This window comes from Exiguobacterium sp. SH5S4 (assembly GCF_004337045.1).
Taxonomy (GTDB): domain Bacteria; phylum Bacillota; class Bacilli; order Exiguobacteriales; family Exiguobacteriaceae; genus Exiguobacterium; species Exiguobacterium aurantiacum_A.
On record NZ_SJUQ01000001.1, the window covers coordinates 26,662 to 53,609 of the forward strand.

The following is a 26,948-nucleotide window of genomic DNA, read 5'->3' on the forward strand; positions in this document are numbered from 1 at the left end:
ATAGTATTTTTCTCTTAAGAAAACGAGTTTAAAAACGGCGATAACGGGTAACTTCTTTTTATACAACCGATTCGATTGCAGGCGTGAGCATCGGAACAAAATTGTCATTATTTTCTGATGATAACGTTTTCAAATAAACTGAATTCGGGGTATACTATATATGAGCCACCCGCTTCCGCTTTCTTTTTAAGATCTTTTTAAGAAATGAGGCAGGAGATTCGGTCCAAAATGACGAATCATTGGTTCAAGCGGTTATTTTAAGGAGGAGTTCAGATGATTTATAACATTCGCGGCGAAAACATTGAAGTCACACCAGCCATCAAAGACTATGTCGAGAAAAAGCTGGAGAAGTTGACTCGGTATTTCACAACTCCTACGGATGCACAGACGGCTTACGTCAACTTGAAAGTGTACAACGAAAAGCAAAAAGTAGAAGTGACGATCCCGATGACGAACTTATTGCTTCGCGCTGAGGAAACCAACCTCGATATGTACGCGGCAATCGACCTCGTCGTCGACAAATTGGAACGTCAAATCCGTAAACACAAAACAAAGCTCAACCGTAAAGGACGCGCCAAAGAAGGCGGGATCGGCGAGTATTTCAAATCACTCGAAGGTTCTGAAGACATTCCTGCGTACGATGAGGACGAGGCAGAACTCGAACTCGTGCGGACGAAGCGGTTCACGCTCAAGCCGATGGACACGGAAGAAGCGATCCTTCAAATGGACATGCTCGGTCACAGTTTCTTCGTCTTCTCAGACGCGGAGACCGGGAACACGAACGTCGTCTATCGTCGGAAAGACGGTAAATACGGCTTGATCGAACCTGAATAATCTAACTTTGAATTCACACGGCCCTCCGACTTGGAGGGCCGTTTCGTTTTGCCTTTCCTTGAAAGCGTGGGTCACTTCGGTTAAACTGTACATTAGGGAAAAAACATGCATTTTTGACTGAGTGCAGAGGAGATAAAACGTATGGCGAACTTTTTGAAAGATTTATTTGCTCCACAGAAACGAGTATTGAAAAAAGCAGAAAAAGCGGCCGACTTAGTCGAGTCATTCGCTGAGCCGACGAAGGCGTTGTCTGACGAAGCACTTCAGGCGAAGTCTGTCGAATTCCGTGAGCGTCTGGATAAAGGGGAAACGCTTGACGATATCCTTCCGGAAGCGTTCGCGGTCTGTCGCGAGGCGTCAGAACGCGTGCTCGGCATGCGTCACTACCGCGTCCAGCTCATCGGGGGCTATGTGCTCCATAACGGCGACATCGCCGAGATGAAGACCGGTGAAGGGAAGACGCTCGTCGCGACGCTCCCGGTTTACTTGAACGCCCTGACTGGCCGTGGCGTACACGTCGTGACGGTCAACGAATATTTGGCGAAACGTGATAAAGAACTCATGGAACCGCTCTACTTCGCGCTCGGCCTCTCGGTCGGACTGAACGTCTCGAACATGGACCGCGTCGAGAAGCAGGCGGCGTACAACTGTGACATCACGTACTCGACGAACAACGAACTCGGGTTCGACTACTTGCGTGACAACATGGTCCTTTATAAGGAAGACCGTGTTCAGCGTGAGCTCTACTACACGATCGTCGATGAAGTCGACTCGATCCTCGTCGATGAGGCGCGGACCCCGCTCATCATCTCAGGGTCGGCCCAAAAATCGACCGAATTGTACACACGTGCCGACGCGTTCGTCCGGACGCTCAAGCTCGAAGACGACTACACGGTCGACGTGAAGACGAAATCGGTGTTACTCACGGACAAAGGGGTCGACCTCGCCGAGAAGTTCTTCGGCATCGACAACTTGTTCGCGATCGAGCACGTCTCGGTCAACCACCACGTCGGGCTCGCATTGCGTGCGAACGCCGTCATGCATCATGACGTCGACTATATGATCCGCGACGGCCAAGTCATGATCATCGACCAGTTCACAGGTCGGGTCATGGACGGACGCCGCTACTCGGAAGGTCTGCACCAGGCGATCGAGGCGAAAGAAGGCGTCGAGATTCAACGGGAATCGATGACGCTCGCGACGATCACGTACCAAAACTACTTCCGGATGTATGAGAAGCTGGCCGGGATGACCGGTACGGCGAAGACGGAGGAAGAAGAGTTCCGTAACATCTACAACATGCAAGTCGTCACGATCCCGACGAACAAGCCGATCGTCCGTGAAGACGGTTCTGACCTCATCTTCAAGTCGATGGAAGGTAAGTTCAAAGCCGTCGTCGAAGAGATTGCTTCGGCGCACGCGACCGGACAACCGGTCCTCGTCGGTACGGTCGCCGTCGAGACGTCTGAGTATTTGAGCAAGCTGCTCACGAAGAAGAAGATCAAGCACGAAGTCTTGAACGCGAAAAACCACGCCCGTGAAGCCGAAATCGTCGAGAATGCCGGACAAAAAGGTTCGGTCACAATCGCGACGAACATGGCTGGACGCGGAACCGACATCAAGCTCGGCGAAGGTGTCATCGGGCTCGGCGGTCTTTACATCGTCGGTACCGAGCGCCACGAGTCGCGCCGGATCGACAACCAGCTCCGCGGTCGGGCCGGTCGTCAAGGCGACCCGGGTAAATCGCAGTTCTACTTGTCACTCGAAGATGAGCTCATGCGCCGCTTCGGGACCGACAGCCTCCAGAGCATGATGGAGCGCCTCGGCATGGACGACACGCAACCGATCGAGAGCCGCATGGTCTCGAAAGCGGTCGAGTCGGCCCAAAAACGTGTCGAAGGTAACAACTATGATGCCCGTAAACAGCTGCTCGGTTACGACAACGTCATGGCCGACCAACGGAAAGTCATGTATAAAGACCGGGCCAGCATCCTCGAGAACGAATCGGTCACCGATATCGTCCGCTCGATGATCCGTGAGACGGTCGAGATGGGCGTCGCGCAATACACGCCGCTCGAACTCGTGCCGGAAGAATGGAACATCGACGAGCTGGCGCACTGGGCCAACCAGACGCTCGCCCTCGAGAACGCGGTCGCCGGGAAAGACTTCTACGGCAAAGAACGCGAGGAGATCACTGAGCTGTTGCTTGAGCGGACGAACGCCCAATATGAGGCGAAACGTCAACTCGCACCGCCGGAACGGTTCAACGAGTTCGAGAAGATCATCGTGCTCCGTGCCGTCGATTCGCACTGGATGGCGCACATCGACCATATGGACCAGCTTCGTCAAGGTATCCACTTGCGTGCTTACGGACAGAACGACCCGCTCCGTGAGTATCAGGCGGAAGGCGTCAGCATGTTTGACGCGATGAACGCGGCCATCTCGGAAGAAGTGACCGGCTTCGTGCTCCGTGCCGAGGTCGGCGACAACCTCCGACGCGAGAAAGTCGTCGAGGAGGAAGTGGCGGTGTCTGGCAAGGACGACGCACCGGTGAAGAAAAAACCGGTCCGCCGTTCAGAAGACCAACGCCTCGGGCGCAACGACCCGTGCTGGTGTGGTTCAGGCAAGAAGTTTAAAAACTGTCACGGCAAACAACAAGCTTAATTTTAAAGAGGCGAGCCTGCTCGCCTCTTTCCTACGGAAAGGTGAATCTCACTATGGAAATTTCAGATATTCGGAACGAACTCGAGGCGATGGCAAAACGCCTCGAAAATTACAGACAATCGCTTAACTTATCAGAGAAACAGGCGCGCATCGCCGAGCTCGAGAACGAGATGACGTACCCGGACTTCTGGGACAGCCAAGAGAAGGCACAAAAAGTCATCGACGAGTCGAACGCGCTCAAAGCGATGGTCGACAAGTATCAAGAGCTCGCGGACGGTCACGAGGACGGCGAAGTTACGCTCGAACTCATCAAGGAAGAACCGGACGCCGAGATGCAAGGTGATCTTTCAGAGATGGTCATGGCGCTCAAGGCCGACTTCGACGCGTTCGAACTCGAGATCCTCTTGAACGGACCGTATGACACGAACAACGCCATCCTCGAGCTGCACCCGGGTGCGGGCGGTACCGAGTCGCAAGACTGGGCCTCGATGCTCCTCCGCATGTATCAGCGTTTCGCGGACAAACAAGGTTGGAAAGTCGAGACGGTCGACTACCTCGCGGGCGAGGAGGCCGGCGTCAAGTCGGTCACGCTCCGCATCGTCGGGCATAACGCCTACGGCTACTTGAAAGCGGAGAAAGGGATCCACCGCTTGGTCCGGATCTCGCCATTCGACTCGTCAGGCCGCCGCCACACGTCGTTCGTCTCGTGCGACGTCATGCCGGAATTCGATGACGATATCGAAATCGATATCAGAACCGAAGACCTCCGCATCGACACGTACCGCGCCTCGGGCGCCGGCGGTCAGCACATCAACACGACCGACTCGGCCGTCCGGATCACGCACGTGCCGACGGGTGTCGTCGTCGCATGTCAGGCCGAGCGTTCGCAGATCAAGAACCGTGAAGCGGCGATGAAGATGCTCAAGGCGAAACTGTACCAGCGCGAACTCGATGAGCAGCAACGCAAGCTCGACGAGATCCGCGGTGAGAAGACAGACATCGGCTGGGGCAGCCAGATCCGTTCATACGTCTTCCACCCGTATGCGATGGTCAAAGACCACCGCACGAGTTATGAAGTCGGGAACACGAGCGGCGTCATGGATGGAGACATCATGGGCTTCATCGACGCTTACCTCCGTAAGACAAATATGTGATGCATGTGGCTCAAAGACGTCCGTCTTTGGGCCACGTTGTATGTAGAGGAGAATTTCTTTAATGAAGCAAATCGTCAAAGACTATATTTACTTATTGACCGGTTCCGTGTTCGTCGCCTCGGCGTTCAGTCTGTTCCTGTTCCCGAACAACATCGCCTCGGGCGGCGTCAGTGGGATCTCGATCATCACGTACGAGCTGTTCGGCATCTCGCCGGGGGCGTTCCAGCTCGTCTCGAACGTGTTGCTCCTCCTCGTCGGCTGGATGATCCTCGGGCTCGGCTTCGGCGTCAAATCGCTCGTCGGCTCGATCTTCTTACCAGGTGTGATCTTGTTTTATGAAGCGATCGGTGCGGGCGCGGCGGTCGACGATACGCTGCTCGCGGCCGTGTTCGGCGGCGTCGGTGTCGGGATCGGCCTCGGACTCATCTTCCGCGGCCGGGCCTCGACCGGCGGGATGGACTTACTCGCCCAGATCCTACATAAGTTCACCCACATCCCGCTCTATCTCTGTATCGCCATCCTCGACGGGACCGTCGTGGTCGTCGCGGCCGTCACGTTCTCGTTCACGACGGGACTGTACGCGCTGATCGCCTTGTACATCACGATCAAGATGATCGACTTCGTCCAGCTCGGCTTCACGCAAGACAAGATGGCGTATGTCATCTCGGACAAGCGTGACGTCATCACGCGCGCCGTCTTCGACGAGCTCGACCGGGGCGCGACCGAGATCCAGGCGATCGGCGCCTATTCGCGTCTCGACCGGCCGATGCTCCTCGTCGTCGTCCGTCAGAACGAGGTGAGCCGGTTGAGAGACCTGATCCGCCGCATCGACCCCGACGCGTTCCTCATCTTCAGCGAGGCGCACGAGGTGATGGGCCAAGGTTTCACCTCAGATAAACGGTATAGCAACGTCCCGTGAGATGTGGAATCTTTGTGTACTTTTCGTGAGATTAGGTTAAAGGCCTTGTCAAAACGGTTATAATGGATAATGTAGGCAATTTCTACAACTTAGGAGGGGAACCCTATATGAAGAAGTGGATGATGGCCATCGGCCTCGGCGCCATGCTCACGCTCGGTGCGTGCGGCGGCGATGAAGAAGAAACGACAAGCAATGGGGATACGGGCTCGAACACGGCTTCGGTCGACGCGGAAGCGGTATACGCCCAAAACTGTGCAGCCTGTCACGGCGCGAACTTGGAAGGCATGAGCGGTCCGGCATTGACGGACGTCGGTGCACGCCTCTCAGCTGAAGATATCGAGAACATTATTCGAAACGGACAAGGCACGATGCCTGCGAACGTGATCGAGGACGACGAAGAGATCACAGCGGTCGCGGCCTGGCTCGCCGACAAGAAATAAGGATCAAGACCACGGGATAACCGTGGTTTTTTGCATTCCGTGGTTTGGATTGGTCGCCGTTCATCGGTGCGTTCGTCCTGTTGCTGTCGGCGCCATGACGACGAACGTTGGCATGTGGTATTTTGCGATGTTGTTCGACGCGTTGAAAAAACGTCCGACCGATAAACGGAACGATTGAACATAGGCACTCGCCCCGGCGAGTGCCTATTTGAATGTGCGTTTCACCAAATGTGACTGCAACGTGAAACGGACGTTCAATCCAACAATTTCCCACCGAACTCAATCGAACTGAAACAATCCTGTAATGGTTATTTAAAATTCTGGTTGTTATAATTGTAGGCGCTCCTACTACTGAATCTGATGAATCTTGACCCGTTAAGAAACTTGGACGGTGCCTTGACAGAATCACTAGTTATCGTGTAGAACTGAGGCTAGGCGAAAATATTCACTTACTAAACAACTATACACTCGTCATAGATGCATGAAAAATTTATAAAAAGGGTAGGGAATACGTTATGATCTCGATGCAAAAAGTTAGTAAAGTATATCCAAACGGTGTCGTCGCAGTCGACGACCTCGATTTGAAGATCGAAGACGGCGAATTTTTATACGTCGTCGGACCATCCGGCGCCGGGAAATCGACGTTCATGAAAATGATTTATCGGGAGGAGAAGCCGTCGAACGGTCAACTGTTGATCGATGGGATCGACGTCGGGAAATTAAAAAACCGTCACGTCCCGAAACTACGCCGCCAGCTCGGCGTCATCTTCCAAGATTATAAGCTGCTCCCTTCATTGACGGTGTATGAGAACGTCGCGTTCGCCCTCGAAGTCGTTCAGGCCGACACAGGTACGATGCGTAAGCAAGTCATGGACGTCTTGAACTTAGTCGGACTTAAACATAAGGCACGTAACTATCCGGACGAACTGTCGGGTGGCGAACAGCAACGTGTCTCGATCGCCCGCGCCATCGTCAACAAGCCGAAGCTCATCATCGCCGACGAGCCGACCGGCAACTTAGACCCGGATACGGCATGGGGCATCATGGAAGTATTCCAAGAGATCCATCGCCGCGGGGCGACGATCGTCATGGCGACACATAACCGTGATATCGTCGATAAGATCCGTCATCGCGTCATCGCGATCGAAAATGGCAAAGTCGTCCGCGATGAAGAGAAAGGAGCATATGGCTATGATATTTAAAAGTGGGCTACGCCATTTACGCGAAGGGTTCAAAGGGACGCTTCGCAACGGTTGGATGTCGTTTGCGGCCATCAGTGCCGTCACCATCACCTTGTTACTCGTCGGCGTCTTCGCCCTCGTCATGTTCAATGTCAACGAGATCTCAGAGAACGTCGAGAACGACGTCGAGATCCAAGTGTTCGTCACACGGACAGCGGAGGAAGCGAACGTCGAGAAGCTAGGCGAGAACTTAGAACAGATCCCGGGCGTCGCCTCGGTGACGTTCAGCTCGAAAGAGGAGGAACTCGAAAACTTCCGCAACCAGCTCGGGGAAGACGCCAACGCGTACGGAACGGTCGAGAAAGACAACCCGCTCCATGACCGCTACATCGTCAAAGCATCAGACCCGCTTAACACGGAGACGGTCGCCGACGCGGTCCAGTCACTCGAAAACGTCGATAAGGTCACGTACGGTCAGGACTATATCGATAAGATGTTCGCCTTCTTCAACGGGATCCGCATCGGTGGACTCGTGTTGATCGTCGGACTCACGCTCATGGCGATGTTCCTCATCTCGAACACGATCAAGATGACGATCTTCTCACGCCGTCGCGAAATCGAGATCATGCGTCTCGTCGGAGCGAAAAACAGCTTTATCCGCTGGCCATTCTTCATCGAGGGACTTCTGCTCGGTGTGCTCGGCGCGCTCATCCCGATCGCGGTCATTTATTTCGGCTATGACGTCGCATATGGTGCTTTACAACCATCGCTAGATCAACTGAATAGTGATATATTTAAATTGATCGATCCATCGGTACTCACGACGCAAGTCTCGCTCGTCTTGCTTGCGCTCGGTGCGTTCATCGGGATCTGGGGATCGACGACATCGCTCGGTCGATTCTTAAAAGTCTAGTTTAAATATGAGGAGGAATTGGCGGATGAAACGTTCGCTTGCGCTTGGATTAAGTTTGACGCTACTCGCCGCGCCGGTCATGGCGACGGAGAAAGAGACGTTGAAAGAACGACAAGATCGTCTATCCAATCAATTGGAGCAGTCTAAAAAAGCGCAAGTCGAGACGGACGCCGAGCTCGAAGTCACCGAGGCACAGCGCGACGCGGTCTCAACCGAGGTTCGTGCCGTCAATGAACGTCTCGAGGGCTTAAGTGAACAGATCGCCGTCCAGCAAGTCGAAGCGGACGCGGCGCGCTCAGAGCTCGAGGCGACCCGCCAACAACTCGCTGCCCAAGGGCAGTATCTTGAAGGCCAGAAGGCGCTCCTTAGTGAGCGTCTTCGTGTGCTTCAAATACACGAGGACCGGTCTTATCTCCAAGTCGTGTTCGAATCCCGCTCGTTCGGGGATTTCGTGACGCGGCTCATGACCGCACAGACGATCGCGGAGCAAGACCGGGACCTCATACATAGCTATATGCATGAAGTCGAGCGCCTCGAGACGCTCGAGGCGACGCAACGGACACAGCTGTCGTTCGTCAAACAAAAAGAGCGCGAGCTCGTCGTCACGAAACAAGCGCTCGATCAAGCGGCCGCAGAGAAACATGTGCTTCTCTCGGAACTAAACGAGCAGGTCGAACTGCTCGAGCTCGAACGGATGACCCGTGGCGAAGAACAGGCGCTCATGAACGAACAGCGCCGCATCATCGCCAGTCAGCTCGACGCGATCGCGACGGCTGAACGGGAACAAGCGGAAGCCGAGGCTCGCGCGAAACAAGAGGCCGAGGCAAAAGCCGCCGCAGAAGCGCGAGCACGGGCCGAAGCAGCGGCACGAGCCGAAGCCACCGAACGAGCCGAAGCGAATCAAGAAACCGTGACACCACAGGCACCGCCAGCAGCGGAACCGAAAACCGTCACGGCTCCGGTCAGTACGTTCTTGCGCCCGGTGTCGGGTTACGTGTCGAGCCGATTCGGACCGCGGGAGAACCCGCTGACCGGGGCGCCGGAATCGCACCGCGGCATCGATATCGTCAACGCGACCGGCACACCGATCGTCTCGGCCGCCCCAGGTATCGTCATCAAGGCGGCTGAAGCGACCGGTTACGGCAACGTCGTCTTCGTCTCGCACGTCGTGAGCGGGCAAGTCTGGACGACCGTCTACGGTCATTTAGATTCGATCACGGTAGCGGCCGGTCAGTCGATCGGGGCGGGCCAGACGGTCGGTACGCTCGGCAACACGGGCTGGTCGACGGGACCGCATCTCCACTTCGAGCTCCACCGTGGGGAGTGGGCACCCGGGCAACCAAATGCGGTCGACCCGGGCCCTTATATCGGCTACTGACAGACGGACGCGTCCCAAATATGTGGAACGCGTCCGTTTTTCTGAAGTTTTTGCTATACTGGATGAAAGACCGACAAAAAGAAATGAGGGACTTACCCGTGAAAAACACAACCGCAGGACTACTCGCCGGCGCGACGTTCGTGGCAGGGGCTGGTGCAGGCCTGGCGACGATGGCGTTCACCGATACGAGGTTACCGATCCAACCGAAAGCAGAAGGTTGGGACAAGGTCGAACAAGTCCGCAGCTTGATCGAGACGCACTCGCTAAAGGACATCTCGGAAGAAGACTTGTTGACCGGTGCCCTTGACGGTATGACGGCAGCGCTCGATGACCCGTACTCGGACTTCCTCGACGCGGAAGAAACGTCACAGTTCACCGACTCGATCGAGTCGAGCTTTGAAGGAATCGGCGCGACTTTGGAGAAGAAAGGAGAAGACATCTTGATTGTCGCTCCAATCAAAGGCGCACCAGCCGAGGCGGCAGGTCTTCGCCCAGGGGATATCATCACCGCGGTCGACGGCGAATCGATCGAAGGGATGGCCGTCGAAGAGGCGGTCCAGCTCATCCGTGGCGAAAAAGGAACTGTTGTCACGCTGACGATCCGTCGCGGCGGGCAAGAGGCCGACTACGAGATCACACGGGATACGATCCCGATCGAGACGGTTTACTCGGAAGTGAAAGAGCAGGACGGCAAAAAGATTGGCTATCTCGAAGTGACCCAGTTCTCAGAGCCGACGGCCGATGAGTTTTTAGAGCAGCTCGAGACGCTCGAAGCAGAGAATATCGATAGCTTGATCATCGACGTCCGCGGTAACCCGGGTGGTCTCTTGCCGGCCGTCATCGCGATGACCGAAGGGTTCGTCCCGACGGACAAGCCGGTCGTTCAGATCGAGAACGCCGACGGCGAACGTCAATCCCAAAACGGACGCGCCCGTGAGGCGAAGCCGTACAATTTGTTCGTCTTGACGAACGAAGGCTCGGCCTCGGCGTCCGAGATTTTGGCCGGTGCGCTCAAAGAAGGCGCCGGTGCGACGATTATCGGCAATGCGACGTTCGGGAAAGGCGTCGTCCAGACGGCGTTCGACTTGGAAGACGGCAGCAACTTGAAGCTGACGACGAGCAAATGGCTCACACCGGACGGCAACTGGATCAACGAGACGGGTATCGAGCCTGACGTTGAGGTCGATCAACCGGATTACTTCGGGGTCAACCGCATCCTCGCGGAAGAGGATGCGCTCGAAGTCGGGGACTACGGCGAGACGGTGTCGAACCTGCATACGGTGTTGACCGGGATCGGTTACGCGCCGGGCGGTCAGCCGGGTTACTTTGGTGACACGATGGCACAGGCGGTCTCGGACTTCCAAGCCGACAACAACTTGGCGGAGGACGGGGTCGTCAATGAAGCGACAGCGTCCGCGCTCGAGTCACGGTTGCTTGAAGTCATCCAAGACGAGGCGAACGATGCCCAGTTGAACCGGGCACTTGAAGAAGCCGCAAAATAAGGATTAGGGAAAGGATTGGACAAGTGTGGACGTTCTACGAATGAGTTTTACCGCTTTGTTGACCTTGTTAGGTAGTCCGCTGCTCTGGGCGACGTTCGTCGCCCTCGCTTACATATCTATGACGCGCATTAAACGAGAGCGAAGCATGTTCCGGTCGCGCCGACGCTCGCCAAAGTCAGATTGGCGCCACTTTGTGTGGCCGAGTCTGTTGCTCGCGGTCCTCGGAACGGTAGCGACCGTCTTGCTCGAGACGACGGTCAACTTCGAGTGGGTCATCACGTTCACCGTCCTCTACGCCCTGATCGTCTTGACGATGCATCCGCGCTTCATGAGTCCGGCGTTTCCGTTCCTGATCATGCTCGTGGTCATCAGTCTGCGTGACGTTGTCTCGCTCGCGGGGCTCACGGATTGGGTCGACCGGCTCGCCGACGTCGAGTGGCCGGTGTATGCGCTCGTGTTCGGCATCGTCACGCTCGCCGAAGCGATCCTCCTTCGTTGGAACGGAACCAAAGAGACGTCACCGACGCTCATCTTGTCGAAGCGCGGCCAGTTCATCGGTGGACACGTCGTCAAGCGGATTTGGTTCTTTCCGCTCATCGTCTTTTTACCGCCGTCGTTCGGGCTCGACTTCTCGGTGCCGGTCATCTTGCCGATCCCGATCGGGGTCAGCCTGCTATCGACCGGGGCACTGCCGGGAACGCTGCTCGGCCGCTTGAGCCTGTATCGCGGTTTGCTCGCAGTGGTCGCGCTCGGCCTGTTTGCCGGGTCGTACGTCCTCGACGTCCCGTACGTCGCTTATGTGTTGATCGGTCTGTTCGTCTTGTACGAGTTCGCCTTGCAGCTCATCAAACGCGAGAATCGCGGCACGACACCGGTCTTCCTGAACGGGAACCGCGGGGCGGTCATCATCGATACGCTTCCGGGTTCGCCGGGGGAGACGATGCAGCTCGTTCCAGGTGAGTCGATCTACAAAGTGAACGGTACGGTCATCACCGGAGGGAGCAGCTTTTATGAGGCGCTTCAACTCCATAAGCCGTACATCAAGCTCGAAGTGCTCAACTTGAACGGGGATATCCGCTTCGTGCAACGGGCGATGTATGAGGCCGACCCGCACGAGCTCGGGATCTTGTTCGTCGGGGAACCGATGAGCCCGCGCTTGCGCTTACGGAAATTATAAAAGGGAGCATCCGTCGCGGATGCTCCCTTGCTTGTGTTTAGACTTCAAGTTTTGATGGTTTGAAGCCCATTGTCGCTTCGACGGCGTGTTGCCAGCCTTTGTAGAGCTCTTCACGATGCGTTTCATCCATGTTCGGTTCGAACTGATGGTCGAGTTTCCATTGCTGCTTGATCTCGTTCTGGTCTTTCCAGAACCCGACGGCGAGTCCGGCGAGGTAGGCGGCGCCGAGCGCCGTCGTCTCACTCACTTCCGGACGTTCGACCGGTACGTTCAAGATGTCCGCTTGGAACTGCATGAGGAAGTCGTTGTTGACCGCACCACCGTCGACGCGGAGCGTCTTCAATGCGATGCCGGAATCTTGCTCCATCGCCGTCAAGACGTCGCGTGTCTGATAGGCGAGCGATTCGAGCGTCGCCCGGACGAAGTGTTCTTTTTCCGTACCGCGGGTGAGCCCGAAGATGGCGCCGCGGACGTCCGAGTCCCAATACGGGGCACCGAGTCCGACGAAGGCCGGGACGACGTAGACCCCGTCGGTCGTGTCGACACGGTTCGCATACTGTTCCGTATCTTTCGCCGACTTGAGCATACGCATCCCGTCACGGAGCCACTGGATGGCCGATCCGGCGACAAAGATCGATCCTTCGAGCGCGTACTCGACTTTTCCGTTATAGCCCCAGGCGATCGTCGTCAACAGACCGTGGTCCGACTTGACGGCTTCTTCTCCCGTGTTCATAAGCATGAAGCAACCCGTTCCGTATGTGTTCTTCCCTTCGCCTGACTCGAAGCAGGCTTGGCCGAACAAGGCGGCCTGCTGGTCACCGGCCGCGCCGGCGATCGGGACTTCGAACCCGAAGAAGTGGTACGGGATCGTGTGGGCGTATACTTCACTCGATGGCTTGACTTCAGGCAGCATCGACTTCGGTACGGTGAGGATGTCGAGCAACTCATCGTCCCACTTCTGCTCGTAGATGTTGTACATGAGCGTCCGTGACGCGTTCGAGTAGTCGGTGACGTGCGCGAGACCGCCCGAGAGCTTCCAGATGAGCCACGTGTCGATCGTTCCGAACAACAAGTCTCCCGCTTCCGCTTTCTCACGGGCGCCTTCGACGCTGTCGAGGATCCATTTTACTTTCGTCCCCGAGAAGTAAGCATCGATCAAGAGGCCGGTTTTGTCACGGAACAAGTCCGCATGGCCCGCTGCTTTCAATTCGTCACAGATGCCGGCAGTCTGACGCGATTGCCAGACGACGGCGTTGTAGACAGGTCTGCCGGTCGACTTCTCCCAAACGACCGTCGTCTCCCGTTGGTTCGTGATGCCGATGGCCGCGATCTCTTTCGGGTCGATGTCGGCCGAACCGAACGCCTCGGCCATGACGGCGAGGACCGAACCCCAAATCTCGTTGGCGTTATGCTCGACCCAGCCTGGTTTCGGGAAGTACTGCTTGAACTCGCGTTGAGCGGTCGTGACGATCTTGCCGTCGTGGTCGAAGATGATGACCCGTGAACTGGTCGTACCTTGGTCGATTGCTAAAATATACCGTTTTTCTTTGTCCATATGAATGTGCCTCCTTAGAAGTTAGGGTGATTATGGGACGAGGATACCATAGAGCAACGCGGCGATGACAGCGCCGATGATCGGTCCGATGACTGGAATCCATGAATAGCCCCAGTCGGACGTCCCTTTGTTTTTGATCGGGAGTATCGCATGCGCGATCCGCGGTCCGAGGTCACGGGCCGGGTTGATCGCATAACCGGTCGTTCCACCGAGCGAGAGACCGATCGAGACGATCAAGAAACCGACGACGAGTGGATTCAACCCGTCGGCGAACGTGTTGGCGCCGAACGACAGTAACGCGAAGACGAGGACGAACGTCCCGATGATCTCTGAGATCAAGTTGAACGGTGTGTTCCGGATCGCTGGAATGGTCGAGAACGTCGCAAGTTTCGCGCTTTGGTCTTCGGTCGCGTCGTAGTGCGGTTTGTAGTGCGCGTAGACGAGGCAAGCCCCGATGAACGCCCCGATGAGCTGGGCCAGGATATACAGTGGCACATCGGCCCATGGAAATACCCCGCTCGTGGCGAGTCCGATCGTGACGGCCGGGTTGATGTGCGCACCTCCGTAAATACCTGCGGCGTACACCCCGACCATAACGGCGAGACCCCAACCGAACGTGATGACGATCCAGCCGCCGTTCTCGGCTTTCGAGTGGCGGAGCACGACGCCGGCGACGACACCGTTACCGAGCAAGACGAGTAGCATCGTACCGATGATTTCGCTGACAAATGCTGACATGTGATACTCCCTTCCTTTCGTATTAGAGTTGACTTACCACTTTTTTATATCCCCTAAATGAAAGCGCTTCGAAACCAAGATATTGAAAAAACCACTTCTCAACGAGAAAAGTGGTTCGGACTGGTAAATCATTTGGAAAAATCGATGCTGATGCCGACGAGAAATACAGCAAGGGTACTCAAGCTCGCATAAGACAACGGTGTCCACCATGTCGCCCCGAGGTCGAGCACGATCGAGGTGATGACAGCCAAGTAGAGCCAAGCGAGCCGTCTTGAAATCTCGTGGTCCCGATAACGATTCGTGAGCGCTGCGCCGAATGGGGCACCGATGAAAGCACCCGTCACCAAGGCGAGCGGGGCCACGTAATCGAGCGACAGCGACGGCAAGTAACCGCTGAGCCCGCCGAGCGAGATGAACAGGACGGCGGCGAGACTCGTCCCGACGGCACGGTGCGTCGAAAACCCGAGCCAGCTCACGAGCAGCGGGACGATGATAAAACCGCCGCCGATGCCGAGGAGCGCCGACAAGAGTCCGGCGATCGCACCGATGAAGAAACTTGCGGCAAATCCGGATTTTTTCCGTTTCGACGGCTTCGATGTTTTCTTTAGAAGCGTAACGGCAAAATAAGATAGGATAAGCAAATAGAACACATTCAGCAACCAATCATACGTCCCGGAGATCGAGAGTACGAGCCGGCTCGACAGCTGCGCAGTGACGGCGCCGGTCAGACCGACCGTGAGACCGGTCGACCACGACACGTTGCCGAGCGACGAGTGCTTCTTCGCGCCGGCCAGGCTCGTCCCGACGACGAACAAAAGTGACGTCGCGACCGCCTCGGCCGCCGAGTATCCGTTGAACAAGAGCACCGGGACGATGATGACACCGCCCCCGATGCCGAAGAAACCGGACAAGGCGCCGACGACCGCACCGAGCGGGATGAAGAGAAGTGACCACATGACGACCCACCCATTTCTGTTTAGATTCCTCCTCACTATAGCGAATCGGGGAGCGGTTTGGGAAGCGTCTCAGAAGCGAATATTTGTTCGTGTATGTGCTATAATCAAGTCAATATGCAAGGAACAGAAAGCGAGGAATATACATGGACAAGATCAATGTTCCGTTCGAATTACATTCGGAATATAGTCCGGCCGGCGACCAGCCGGAGGCGATCCGCCAGCTCATCGAAGGCGTCAATCGCGGCGACCGTTACCAGACGCTGCTCGGTGCGACCGGTACCGGGAAGACGTTCACCGTATCGAACGTCATCCAGGAAGTGAAGAAGCCGACGCTCGTCTTAGCTCACAACAAGACGCTCGCCGGCCAGCTCTATTCCGAGTTCAAAGAGTTTTTCCCGAACAACGCCGTCGAATATTTCGTCAGCTACTATGACTACTATCAACCGGAGGCGTACGTGCCGTCGACCGACACGTTCATCGAGAAAGACGCCTCGATCAACGACGAGATCGACAAGCTCCGTCACTCGGCGACGTCGTCCTTGTTCGAGCGGGACGACGTCATCATCGTCGCATCCGTGTCATGTATATACGGTCTCGGTAACCCGGAAGAATATAACAGTCTCGTCTTAAGTCTCCGCGTCGGCAAAGAGATGGGGCGCGACCAGATGCTCCGCAAACTGATCGACATCCAATATGAACGGAACGACATCGATTTCCAGCGCGGGCGCTTCCGTGTCCGCGGCGACGTCGTCGAGATCTTCCCGGCGTCACGCGACGAGCAGTGCTTGCGCGTCGAATTCTTCGGTGACGAGATCGACCGCATCCGCGAGATGAACCCGCTCACCGGCGAGATCATCGCCGACCGTGAACACGTCTCGATCTTCCCTGCATCCCACTTCGTCACCCGCGACGAGAAGCTGCAAAAGGCGATCGTCAACATCGAGGCCGAGCTCGAGCAACAACTCGAGAAGTTCCGCGAAGAAGGCAAACTGCTTGAAGCACAGCGTCTCGAGCAGCGGACGAACTACGACCTCGAGATGATGCGCGAGATGGGTTACTGTTCAGGCATCGAGAACTATTCGCGCCATCTGAACTTGACGGAGGAAGGGGCGACGCCGTACACGCTCATCGATTACTTCCCGAAAGACTTCTTGCTCATCGCCGACGAGTCGCACGTGACATTGCCGCAAGTCCGCGGGATGTACAACGGCGACCAGGCACGTAAACAAGTGCTCGTCGACCACGGTTTCCGTCTGCCTTCAGCCAAGGACAACCGTCCGCTCAAGTTCGATGAGTTCGAGAAGAAGTTGAGTCAGGCGATCTTCATCTCGGCGACACCGGGCCCGTATGAGCTCGAGCATACACCAAACATGATCGAGCAGATCATCCGGCCGACGGGTCTACTCGACCCGACGATCGAGATCCACCCAATCAAAGGACAGATCGACTACTTGATGGACCAGATCCGCGATCGCATCAAACAGGACGAACGCGTCCTCGTGACGACGCTCACGAAGAAGATGGCCGAAGACTTGTCGGACTATCTCCGTGAAGCGGGCATCAAGGTCAACTATATGCACTCCGAGATCAAGACGCTCGAACGGATCGAGATCATCCGTGACCTGCGGCTCGGTAAATACGACGTCCTCGTCGGGATCAACTTGCTGCGGGAAGGTCTCGATATCCCGGAAGTGAGTCTCGTCACGATCCTCGACGCCGATAAGGAAGGGTTCCTCCGTTCTGACCGGTCACTCATCCAGACGATCGGACGGGCAGCCCGTAACTCGAACGGCCACGTCATCCTGTTCGCCGACAAGATGACCGATTCAATGAAACGGGCGATCGGGGAGACCGACCGCCGTCGCACGATCCAGCAAGAATACAATGAAGAGCACGGCGTCACGCCGCAGACGATCCGTAAAGAAGTGCGCGGCGTCATTCGCGCGACGGTCGCTGCCGAAGAAGACGTGCTCGAGTCGCTCAGCTCGATGAATCAAGACGAGCGCGAGGCGGCAATCGGCAAACTAGAAGAAGAAATGAAACAAGCGGCCCGCGACCTTCAGTTCGAGCGGGCGGCCGAATTGCGTGACTTAATCTTGGAGTTGAAGGTAGGGAATTAAATGGCTGAAAAGAAAAATGCGATCGTCATCAAAGGGGCGCGCGTCAACAACTTAAAAAACATTGATATCGATATCCCTCGTGACCAGCTCGTCGTCTTGACGGGTCTGTCGGGATCAGGGAAGTCATCGCTCGCATTCGATACGATCTACGCCGAAGGGCAGCGCCGTTACGTCGAGAGCCTGTCGGCATACGCCCGTCAGTTCCTCGGACAGATGGACAAGCCGGACGTCGATACGATCGAAGGGTTGAGCCCGGCCATCTCGATCGACCAGAAGACGACGAGCCGTAACCCGCGCTCGACCGTCGGGACGGTGACGGAGATCTATGACTACTTACGACTCTTGTTCGCCCGCATCGGGAAACCGGTCTGTCCGCGTCACGGCATCGAGATCTCAAGCCAGACGATCTCACAGATGGTCGACCAAGTGATGGAGCTCCCGGAGAAGACGCGCCTGCAAATCTTGGCGCCGATCGTGTCGGGACGGAAAGGCACGCACGTCAAAGTGTTCGACTCGCTCAAAAAAGAAGGGTTCGTCCGTGTCCGCGTCAACGGGGAGACGGTCGAACTGACCGATGATATCGAGCTCGACAAGAACAAGAAACATTCGATCGAAGTCGTCGTCGACCGGCTCGTCGTCCGCGCTGACGTCGAAGGCCGCCTCGCCGATTCACTCGAGACGGCACTCCGCCTCGCCGACGGCCGCGCCATCATCGACAAGATGGACGGGACCGAGCTGCTGTTTAGCGAACATCATGCTTGCCCGATCTGTGGCTTCTCGATCGGTGAGCTCGAGCCGCGCATGTTCTCGTTCAACTCACCGTTCGGGGCCTGCCCGACGTGTGACGGTCTCGGCACGAAGCTCGACGTCGACCCGGAGCTCGTCATCCCGGACCCGTCGAAGACGCTGAAAGAAGGCGCGGTCGTCGCATGGCAACCGACGAGCTCGCAATATTATCCGCAGCTGCTCGCCTCGATGTGTCAGCATTTCGACATCGACATGGACGTGCCGTTCGAACGGCTGTCAAAATGTGACCAAGACCTCGTCTTGCACGGGACGGAAGAAGAATCGTTCTTGTTCCGCTACGAGAACGACTTCGGACAAGTCCGGACGAACACGATCTTTTTTGAAGGGGTGCTCCGCAACATCGAGCGTCGCTATAAAGAGACGACGTCGGATTACATCCGGGAACAGATGGAGACGTATATGGCGACGCACGCCTGCCCGACGTGTGACGGCTATCGGTTGAAAGAAGAGACGCTCGCCGTCAAGATCACCGACCGCCACATCGGGGAAGTGACGACACTCTCGGTCGAGCATGCGCTCGCCTTGTTCGAGTCGCTCATGGACGAACTGAGCGAAAAAGATATCGCCATCGCCCGGCTCATCTTGCAAGAGATCAGAGAGCGGCTCAGCTTCCTGAACAACGTCGGTCTCGACTACTTGACGTTGTCGCGGGCGGCCGGGACGTTATCAGGCGGGGAGGCGCAGCGGATCCGTCTTGCCACGCAGATCGGATCGCGGCTGACCGGCGTCTTGTACGTCTTGGACGAGCCGTCGATCGGCCTGCACCAGCGTGATAACGACCGCTTGATTGCGACGCTCAAACAGATGCGCGACATCGGCAATACGCTCATCGTCGTCGAGCATGACGAGGACACGATGATGGCAGCCGACTACTTGATCGACATCGGACCTGGCGCCGGAGAGCACGGTGGAGAAGTCATCGCCGCCGGCACACCGAAGCAGATTATGAAGAACCGAAAGTCGCTCACCGGGCAATACTTGTCGGGAAAACGGTTCATCCCGCTGCCGGCTGAGCGCAAAGTGCCGGACGAGCGTTTCATCAGGATCGTCAAAGCAGCAGAGAACAACTTGAAAGAGGTCGACGTATCGATTCCGCTCGGTATGTTCATCGCCGTCACCGGTGTCTCCGGCTCCGGGAAGTCGACGCTCATCAACGAGATCCTGTACAAGTCGCTCGCGCACCATATTAACCGCGCCAAAGCGAAGCCAGGGAAGCATAAGACGATCGAAGGGCTGGACCAGATCGATAAAGTCATCGATATCGACCAGTCGCCGATTGGACGGACGCCGCGGTCGAACCCGGCGACGTATACGGGTGTGTTCGATGACATTCGTGACGTGTTCGCGTCGACGAACGAGGCGAAGATGCGCGGTTACAAGAAAGGCCGCTTCAGTTTCAACGTCAAAGGCGGGCGCTGTGAGGCGTGCCGCGGGGACGGGATCATCAAAATCGAGATGCACTTCCTTCCAGACGTTTACGTCCCGTGTGAGATCTGTCACGGCAAACGCTACAATCGGGAGACGCTCGAAGTGAAGTATAAAGGCAAGACGATCGCCGATGTGCTCGACATGACGATCGAGGAAGGACTCGACTTCTTTGACAAGATTCCGAAAATCAAGCGGAAGATCCAGACGATCTATGACGTCGGCCTCGGCTACATGAAGCTCGGACAACCGGCGACCGAACTGTCGGGCGGGGAAGCGCAACGCGTCAAGCTCGCGTCTGAGCTTCACAAACGTTCGACCGGCAAGACGATCTACATCTTGGACGAGCCGACGACCGGTCTTCACGTCGACGATATCGCTCGGTTGTTGGACGTATTGCAGCGCCTCGTCGAGAACGGGGACACGGTGCTCGTCATCGAGCATAACTTAGACGTCATCAAATCGGCCGACTACTTGATCGACCTCGGACCTGAAGGCGGGGACGGCGGCGGCGCGATCGTCGCGACCGGGACGCCGGAAGAAGTCGCCGAAGTCACGGCGTCGTACACCGGCAAGTATTTGAAACCGGTGCTCGAACGCGATGCGGCCCGGGCCAAACCGAAAGCAGGAAAAAAGAAATAAGTATAGAAATGTTTAGAAACGGGAACATGATTGACGTGTAACCAAATCGAAGGGGGAAACGAACGTGAAACAAGAAATGCGTGAACTGATTCTCCAGCAAGTGAAAGATGGCAAACTGACGATCGAGGAAGGGATGACCCAACTCGAGCGGCTCGAGAAGTTGGAGCCGGAGCGTATGCAAGCGCTTGAAGAACATCAAGAGACGGAGAAGGTCGATGCCTACTCGGTCGAGTCGCTCACGACGAAACTGACGTCAGCGGTCGATGGACTCGTGACGAAACTTCGCGACAGCGACTTCTCGTTCAGCTCGAACTTCGGGCCGGAAGTGACGTACTCGAAATCGTTCCCGTTCACCGGGAAAGACATCCTACTCGACTTGTTCAACGCCTCGGCGACAATCGTCTCGTCGGACCATGACGAGTGTGAACTGATCGTCACCGGTCGTCCGCTCCGGCAGCAAGACGCGGACAAGGCGCTCGAACAGCTCCAGTCGGCCGTCAAACATTCGGTCATCGGCGACCGTCTCGTCATCTCACTTCGTGACAAGCTCGTCCGGGCCCACGTTGAACTGTACGTCCCGCATCATCATTTCGACCACTTGAACGTCCAAACGTTGAACGGTGAAGTCCGTGCCGACGGGATCGACGTCGAGAGCTTCCGCGTCCAGACGGCGAACGGCCGCGTCGTGCTTCACGAGGTGCACGCTTCAGAGATCCTCGTCAACACGGGCAATGGTACGGTCGAGGTCGAAGCGACCGAGTCTGAGCTCGTCCACGTCCGGACCGGTAACGGTTCTGTCATCGTGAACGGGAAGTATGACAAGGCCTCGCTCAAGACCGGCAACGGCAACATCCGCGCCGAACTCGCGACGGCGCGTCCGGCCAAGTTCGAAATCGCTTCGCTCGCCGGGAACATCCGACTCGTCTTGCCTCACGGCGTCGAAGTCGAAGGTGATCTCGAGACGAACTTCGGTGGGCTCCACTGCGACTTAGACGACCTCGAGATCGTCCGCGATCGTAAAGATGTCGCCCAGCGTCGTCTCGAGTTCTTATCAGGCCGTGGTCAGACGCCGCGCATCGAAGTCGAGGCCGGTACGCGTACTGGTACGATCGACCTCGAGCACGGTTCACTCCACACGCCGTCGACGTTCCTCGAAGAAGACAAGCACGAACCGACGGAACCGAATGATCCGGTCGACCCGGTCAATCCGGCCGACTTGAACAACCCGTTCCATCAGCAATGACGATCAACCCCGAAGGCGAGCGCCTTCGGGGTTCTTTTTGTACAGCGTGAATCATAAGAAGCCCGAAGGCAGTTGCCTCCGGGCTTTGTCACGTCATAAATTCATTTCGTTCTCGAACTGTTCCCATTCCATCATCGGGGCGTCATATAACGTGAACGAACCGATGACGAGCAGGATGACGAGGATCGGACCGGCAATCAGTAAGAAGATGCCCAAATTCCGCATCGTCTTCGAGCGGTTCCAGTAGAAGATGATGGCGACGATCATTGAAAGTAGAGAGCCGGACAAGAAGACACCGACGATGTTCAGGATGAACAACAGGAGCACCGTCTCGTTCTTCGTCGTCGCATATTCGCGCCACATGTCGATGAGCGACTTGATCAAATAGACGAGCGCCGCGATCCCGACGATAAAAATAAAGACGATGGCAATCCAAAAGAGTGCGTCCATTTTGTTTCACCTCCTTAATCATCTATACCCGTTCTACGCAATTGCCACAAATTAGTTTCATTCCTTTTGAATTGACAAGTTTTGGCTCAGTTTTCATTAACGCTTCTCATGAGGAGCTATGATACAATAATGAGCGTGAAAGGGGCAGATACTTATGCAAAATATCGTACGCACGGCTCAACTCGTTGAGCGCTTCAAGCTTCAAGTCATTTCCGGGGAAGAAGGGCTTCACCGTCCTGTCGCCACACCGGACCTCAGTCGACCAGGACTCGTCCTCGCCGGCTACTATACGCACTATGCGAAGAATCGTCTCCAAGTGCTCGGCAAGACGGAGCTCACGTTTTACGCGAGCCTGTCTGAAGAAAGCCGGCGCGAGCGTGCCAAAATTCTTTGCACGGAGTCGACACCGGGCATTCTCATCACGCGCGGATTCGACATCCCGATCGAGATCGAGGAAGAGGCCGAGGCGGCAACCGTTCCGCTCATGCGCACGAACGCGGTGACGACGTCGATCGAGTCACAGATCACGAACTTCCTCGAGATGGAACTCGCACCGATGACGGCGATGCACGGCGTCCTCGTCGACATTTACGGTGTCGGCGTCCTCATCAAAGGACAGAGCGGCGTCGGTAAATCCGAGACCGCGCTCGAGCTCGTCAAGCGGGGCCACCGTCTCGTCGCCGACGACTCGGTCGAGATTCGGCAGACGGGCGACCAGCTGCTCGTCGGGTCGGCACCAAAACTGATCCGCCACTTGCTCGAGATTCGCGGGATCGGCATCATCGACGTGATGACGCTGTTCGGAGCGGGCGCCGTCCGTTCGCATAAAAAGATCAGCTTGATCATCAACCTCGAGAACTGGGACGCGGGCAAAGTGTATGACCGCGTCGGGCTCGACCATAACACGATGAAGATCATCGACAGTGAAGTGCCGCTACTCACGATCCCGGTCCGTCCGGGACGTAACTTGGCCGTCATCGTCGAAGTCGCGGCGATGAACTATCGCCTGCAAAACATGGGCATCAACACGGCGGAAGAGTTCGCCGAACGACTTGCCAACGCGATCCACGATAACGAAGGGGACATGGAATGATGGTGGAGCCGACGTTTGACCGCGTAGCGTTCGAGATCGGGTCGCTCCCGATCTATTGGTACGGCATGATCATCGCCTTCGGAGCGATGCTCGGTCTCGTCCTCGCCTTGTTCGAGGCGAAGCGACTCAATTATGATTCGGAGCGGGTCGTCGACGTCATCATCTGGGCGATTCCGATCAGTATCGTCTTCGCCCGGATTTACTATGTCGTGTTCCAATGGGATTACTACAGCCAAAACCTCGGACAGATCATCGATATCCGCCAAGGCGGGATCGCGATTCACGGGGCCATCTTCGGCGCCTTGCTCGTCGTCATCATCTACTCGATGCGTAAATCGATGTCGTTCTGGAAAGTGACCGACATCCTCGCGCCATCGCTCTTGCTCGGTCAAGCGATCGGCCGGTGGGGCAACTTCATGAACCAAGAGGCGCACGGGTCTGAGACGACGAGCCGGTTTTTGAAAGAGACATTGTTGTTACCGGACTGGATCGTCAACCAGATGTATATCGACGGGGCGTACTACTTGCCGACGTTCTTGTTCGAGAGCGTCTGGAACATCATCGGCGTCATCTTGCTCGTCGTTTGGCGCATGGTCGGCAATCCGCCGCGCGGCTACATCTTCTTGTCGTACCTCGTCTGGTACTCGATCGGTCGCTTCTACATCGAGGGACTCCGTACGGACAGCCTCATGGCCGGTGATCTGCGGACGGCACAGCTCGTCTCGATCGCGATGATCGTGTTCGGGATCGTGATGATGGTGTTGCGCCGGAAAGCGAAGCGGTACGATGACCCTTCTGAGAAAGGACTGTTTGATTGATGGATACGATTTTATTTGATTTAGACGGCACGTTGCTCGATACGAACCCGCTCATCCTTGCGAGTTTTCGGCATACGCTCGGGTATTACTTCCCGAACGAGACGTATCGGGACGAAGATATCTTCCCGTTCATCGGGCCGACGCTCGAGAAGTCGTTCAAAGCGCTCAATGAACCGGAATGGAAAGAGATGCAGGCATTCTATCGCAGCTTCAACATCGCCATGCACGACGCGCTCGTCGCCGAATATCCTGGCGTGATCGAAGGACTGCATCGTCTGCACACAAAAGGCTATAAGATGGGCATCGTCACATCGAAAGGCCGGCCGGTCGTCGAACACGGACTTCGCCTGTTCAACATCGACCACTTGTTTGGCGTCGTCGTCACGGCTGACGACGTCGAAAACGAGAAACCGCACGCCGAGCCGGTCGAACAGGCGCTGCGCGCGCTCGGTTCGGCACCGGAACGGGCCGTCATGGTCGGGGACAACGATACGGACATCTTCAGCGGCAAAAACGCCGGCACGAAGACGGTCGCCGTCGGTTGGGCCTTGAAGGGCCGGGCGTTCTTAGAGACGCTCGAGCCTGACGTCATCATCGAGTCGATGGAGCACTTCGAGACGTGGCTCGACGAGGTCACGGTCCATGCGTAAGACGGAACGGTATCATCTGGACGGGCCCAATCCGCTCTGGCAGATGTATCGGACGATCCGCTTCTTGCGAGTCTTCAAAAATACGACGGTCGTCCTCGTCGGTCGTTACTTCCCGTCCGTCAAGGCGAAGCGTTGGCTGTACCGGAACTTCCTCGGGATGAAGATCGGGGAGTATAGCGCCCTCGCCCTCATGGTGACGCCGGACGTCATGTTCCCGGAGCGGATCACGATCGGACGCAACACGGTCATCGGCTTCAACACGACGATCCTTTGTCACGAATATCTCGTCGACGAGTATCGGATCGGTGACGTCCGGATCGGTGACGACGTTTTGATCGGGGCGAACGTGACAATCTTGCCGGGCATCACAATCGGGGACAAGGCGGTCGTCGGAGCCGGAGCCGTCGTGCATCGCGACGTCTTGCCCGGTGAACGTGTCGTCGGCGCCAAACTGCACACTGTCGACACGAAATAGACACAATTTAGCGCGAAATCATTTCATGTTGTTTGATCGGTCTTCGTGTGAAAAATACTTGAGCGGTATCACTTTATTTGAAGGTGATGCCGTTTTTTTGTGTCGTGACGGGAGCTAGGTCATAATGTATATTTTTGTCGAAAAACAATTGTCAGACCTAGTAAAATATATTCATTATAGAAGGAATGTAGTCCCGATTTTTTTAAACTTTTTCGGTTGCCCTCATGGATTGAGTGCGGTATTCTTAATCCTGCAACTAAAAAAAGATACTAGAGACGATGTGGAGGATTTAGAATATGGAAGCGAACTATGAAGCACTAATGACGCTACCCGAACCAGAATCTCCGCTTGCTGCGGAGCTCCACTACTATAGAGGTCGTCGAGCGTTACGAGAAGGTCGCCTAGATGAAGCGACTTTTTTCATGGCTGAAGCAACTGCTGCGGCAGTCCATCGCGTCGATTACCACAAACAGTACGCTGAACTGTTATTCGAAGTAGGGGAGGTCTACCACGCCAACGATGTGTGGAAACGGGTATTAGAACTCGACCAGACGGCGACAGAGGCACTTTATCACCTCGCGAGCAACTGCGCCTATATCTCACAGTACGAAGAAGCGGCCACGTATGCGAGCCGCTATCTTGAACAGGAAGCGCACGGTCGTTACGCGGAATCGGTCCAATCCCTTCTCGAACTGATCGAGCTTGAACAAGAGCTCGAGGACGAAGAAGAGGACGAGTTGATCACGTGGCACACCGAGGCGCAGCAACACATCGACAAAGGTCGGCTCTTCGCCGCCAAGTCGACGCTTGAGCGCTTGATCGATCAATATCCGACGTTTTGGCCGGCGTTCAACAATTTGGCCATCGTCCACTTTTACCTCGGCAACGACGAATCGGCGTTCGAGACGCTCGAGTACGTCCTCGACCAAAATCCGGGCAACTTGCATGCGATCTTGAACACGATTCTTCTATTACATGAGGCCGGACAGTCGGAAGCGGCGCTGCAACTGTCGGTCCCACTCACACGTGTCCGTCCGATCCAATTTGAATTGCGCTACAAGCTCGCTACGACGCTAGCTCTCGTCGGCCAGTACGACCACGCCTACGAAGAACTGCGTCTATTGAAAGAACGCGGCTTCCGTGGCGACTCATTGTTCGGGCATTGGCTCAGCGTATCCGCCTACAAGACAGGACGTTCTGAAGAAGCGGCTACCTATTTGAACAGTGACGAGTTGAAACAGTTTGAAGAGAAAAATCCGTTCGACATCCGCGACAACCTCGAGTTCCGCTCGGCGCTCGTCCAAGGTTTGCGCCAAGAGGAAGACACGGCCCGTATCGAGATCATTCGGATCATCTCAAAGCTCGCCGATGACGAAGCGTTCGAGGCGCTCGCCTTGACGAACGGATTGACCGACAACGAGACGGTGATCTCGTTCGCCGAAAAGTGTCGCGCTGAAATTTGCGGTTCTCCGTTCATGGGCGACGCCCAGATCGAACGAGGATACGCTGCGCTCGTCCTCGCCGAAACAGAAGTGACGGAAGTAGAACAGATGAGTCTCGACGGCGATTTCTATGAGCGCTTCGCGCGACTGCTACTAGCGGGAGAAACGTTCGAAGACGTCACGGCATCGGCCGCGGCGCTCGTCTGGATGTTTTACGCGAAACGCGAATCACTCCTGCTCGAGGAGTGCGCCGATACGTTCGGCGTCTCGGTCGACACGCTCACCGGGACGATCCGGACGTTCAAGCGGACACTCGAGCAAGCATAAAGATAGACGATACCTCCCTAGGTTTCTTATACTGAAGTCAATCAA

The 26,948-nt window shown here is 56.1% G+C and carries 22 protein-coding genes; 18 read left to right on the plus strand and 4 right to left on the minus strand.

All coding sequences use genetic code 11. The features are described from left to right. The first annotated feature begins 273 nt into the window (after positions 1-273). The 10 genes from hpf (at position 274) to EVJ32_RS00195 (ending at position 12,162) form a co-directional block, all read left to right on the plus strand. Complete coding sequence (gene hpf / locus EVJ32_RS00150; RefSeq protein WP_016508657.1) at positions 274-834, plus strand: ribosome hibernation-promoting factor, HPF/YfiA family; 561 nt, start codon at positions 274-276, stop codon at positions 832-834. A gap of 141 nt (positions 835-975) precedes the next feature. Continuing rightward, positions 976-3,498, plus strand: a complete 2,523-nt coding sequence (secA, locus tag EVJ32_RS00155) for a preprotein translocase subunit SecA (RefSeq protein ID WP_131455794.1) — start codon at positions 976-978, stop codon at positions 3,496-3,498. 53 nt (positions 3,499-3,551) lie between these two features. After that, on the plus strand, positions 3,552-4,652 hold the full coding sequence (gene prfB, locus EVJ32_RS00160; RefSeq protein ID WP_131455796.1) for a peptide chain release factor 2: 1,101 nt from the start codon (positions 3,552-3,554) through the stop codon (positions 4,650-4,652). A gap of 61 nt (positions 4,653-4,713) precedes the next feature. Beyond that, complete coding sequence (locus EVJ32_RS00165) at positions 4,714-5,571, plus strand: YitT family protein (RefSeq protein ID WP_071397984.1); 858 nt, start codon at positions 4,714-4,716, stop codon at positions 5,569-5,571. A 107-nt stretch (positions 5,572-5,678) separates the two neighbouring features. Beyond that, positions 5,679-6,011: a cytochrome c551 gene (gene cccB, locus EVJ32_RS00170; protein ID WP_131455798.1), complete on the plus strand. Its 333-nt coding sequence runs from the start codon at positions 5,679-5,681 to the stop codon at positions 6,009-6,011. A 515-nt stretch (positions 6,012-6,526) separates the two neighbouring features. Further along, entirely contained in the window at positions 6,527-7,213 is a 687-nt protein-coding gene (gene ftsE / locus EVJ32_RS00175; protein WP_131455800.1) for a cell division ATP-binding protein FtsE, read from the plus strand. After that, on the plus strand, positions 7,203-8,105 hold the full coding sequence (gene ftsX, locus EVJ32_RS00180; protein WP_131455802.1) for a permease-like cell division protein FtsX: 903 nt from the start codon (positions 7,203-7,205) through the stop codon (positions 8,103-8,105). The genes ftsE and ftsX overlap by 11 nt, the downstream gene beginning before the upstream one ends. 25 nt (positions 8,106-8,130) lie before the next feature. Next, positions 8,131-9,483 (plus strand): murein hydrolase activator EnvC family protein, encoded by a 1,353-nt coding sequence (locus tag EVJ32_RS00185; protein ID WP_131455804.1) that lies wholly within the window; start codon positions 8,131-8,133, stop codon positions 9,481-9,483. Between the two features lie 98 nt (positions 9,484-9,581). Beyond that, positions 9,582-10,985 carry a S41 family peptidase gene (locus EVJ32_RS00190; protein ID WP_131455806.1) on the plus strand — a complete coding sequence of 468 codons (1,404 nt, stop codon included), beginning with the start codon at positions 9,582-9,584 and terminating at the stop codon, positions 10,983-10,985. Positions 10,986-11,025: 40 nt separating this feature from the next. Then, entirely contained in the window at positions 11,026-12,162 is a 1,137-nt protein-coding gene (locus EVJ32_RS00195) for a PDZ domain-containing protein (RefSeq protein WP_131455809.1), read from the plus strand. Between the two features lie 37 nt (positions 12,163-12,199). Here the strand turns inward: EVJ32_RS00195 and glpK are convergent, their stop codons facing one another. The 3 genes from glpK to EVJ32_RS00210 form a co-directional block, all read right to left on the minus strand. Further along, on the minus strand, positions 12,200-13,717 hold the full coding sequence (gene glpK, locus EVJ32_RS00200) for a glycerol kinase GlpK (protein WP_131455811.1): 1,518 nt from the start codon (positions 13,715-13,717) through the stop codon (positions 12,200-12,202). A 30-nt stretch (positions 13,718-13,747) separates the two neighbouring features. After that, a complete protein-coding gene (locus EVJ32_RS00205) occupies positions 13,748-14,455 on the minus strand; it encodes an MIP/aquaporin family protein (protein ID WP_131455813.1) in 708 nt (235 codons plus the stop codon). Positions 14,456-14,583: 128 nt separating this feature from the next. Next, the gene (locus EVJ32_RS00210; protein ID WP_131455815.1) at positions 14,584-15,411 is read right to left on the minus strand and encodes a sulfite exporter TauE/SafE family protein; all 828 of its coding nucleotides are present in this window, start codon (positions 15,409-15,411) and stop codon (positions 14,584-14,586) included. A gap of 143 nt (positions 15,412-15,554) precedes the next feature. Here EVJ32_RS00210 and uvrB point away from each other — a divergent pair, with 143 nt between their 5' ends. The 3 genes from uvrB to EVJ32_RS00225 all read left to right on the plus strand — a co-directional run bounded on the left by uvrB (position 15,555) and on the right by EVJ32_RS00225 (position 21,648). Beyond that, a complete protein-coding gene (gene uvrB, locus EVJ32_RS00215; RefSeq protein WP_304984902.1) occupies positions 15,555-17,531 on the plus strand; it encodes an excinuclease ABC subunit UvrB in 1,977 nt (658 codons plus the stop codon). Further along, positions 17,532-20,405, plus strand: a complete 2,874-nt coding sequence (gene uvrA / locus EVJ32_RS00220; RefSeq protein ID WP_131455817.1) for an excinuclease ABC subunit UvrA — start codon at positions 17,532-17,534, stop codon at positions 20,403-20,405. A gap of 64 nt (positions 20,406-20,469) precedes the next feature. Continuing rightward, positions 20,470-21,648, plus strand: a complete 1,179-nt coding sequence (locus tag EVJ32_RS00225) for a DUF4097 family beta strand repeat-containing protein (protein WP_131455819.1) — start codon at positions 20,470-20,472, stop codon at positions 21,646-21,648. Positions 21,649-21,741: 93 nt separating this feature from the next. On the opposite strand, the gene EVJ32_RS00230 is transcribed toward EVJ32_RS00225, so the two are convergent. Continuing rightward, positions 21,742-22,098, minus strand: a complete 357-nt coding sequence (locus tag EVJ32_RS00230) for a hypothetical protein (protein ID WP_131455821.1) — start codon at positions 22,096-22,098, stop codon at positions 21,742-21,744. Positions 22,099-22,252: 154 nt separating this feature from the next. On the opposite strand from EVJ32_RS00230, the gene hprK reads away from it, so the two are divergent. The 5 genes from hprK (at position 22,253) to EVJ32_RS00255 (ending at position 26,903) form a co-directional block, all read left to right on the plus strand. Further along, complete coding sequence (gene hprK / locus EVJ32_RS00235; protein WP_131455823.1) at positions 22,253-23,191, plus strand: HPr(Ser) kinase/phosphatase; 939 nt, start codon at positions 22,253-22,255, stop codon at positions 23,189-23,191. Next, positions 23,188-24,009, plus strand: coding sequence for a prolipoprotein diacylglyceryl transferase (gene lgt, locus EVJ32_RS00240; RefSeq protein WP_131455825.1), 822 nt, complete (start codon positions 23,188-23,190; stop codon positions 24,007-24,009). Before hprK ends, lgt begins: the two co-directional genes overlap by 4 nt. Continuing rightward, positions 24,009-24,659, plus strand: coding sequence for a pyrophosphatase PpaX (gene ppaX, locus EVJ32_RS00245; RefSeq protein ID WP_131455827.1), 651 nt, complete (start codon positions 24,009-24,011; stop codon positions 24,657-24,659). The genes lgt and ppaX overlap by 1 nt, the downstream gene beginning before the upstream one ends. Continuing rightward, entirely contained in the window at positions 24,652-25,134 is a 483-nt protein-coding gene (locus tag EVJ32_RS00250; RefSeq protein WP_131455829.1) for an acyltransferase, read from the plus strand. Before ppaX ends, EVJ32_RS00250 begins: the two co-directional genes overlap by 8 nt. A gap of 296 nt (positions 25,135-25,430) precedes the next feature. Then, on the plus strand, positions 25,431-26,903 hold the full coding sequence (locus tag EVJ32_RS00255) for a tetratricopeptide repeat protein (RefSeq protein WP_236639457.1): 1,473 nt from the start codon (positions 25,431-25,433) through the stop codon (positions 26,901-26,903). Positions 26,904-26,948 lie beyond the last annotated feature (45 nt).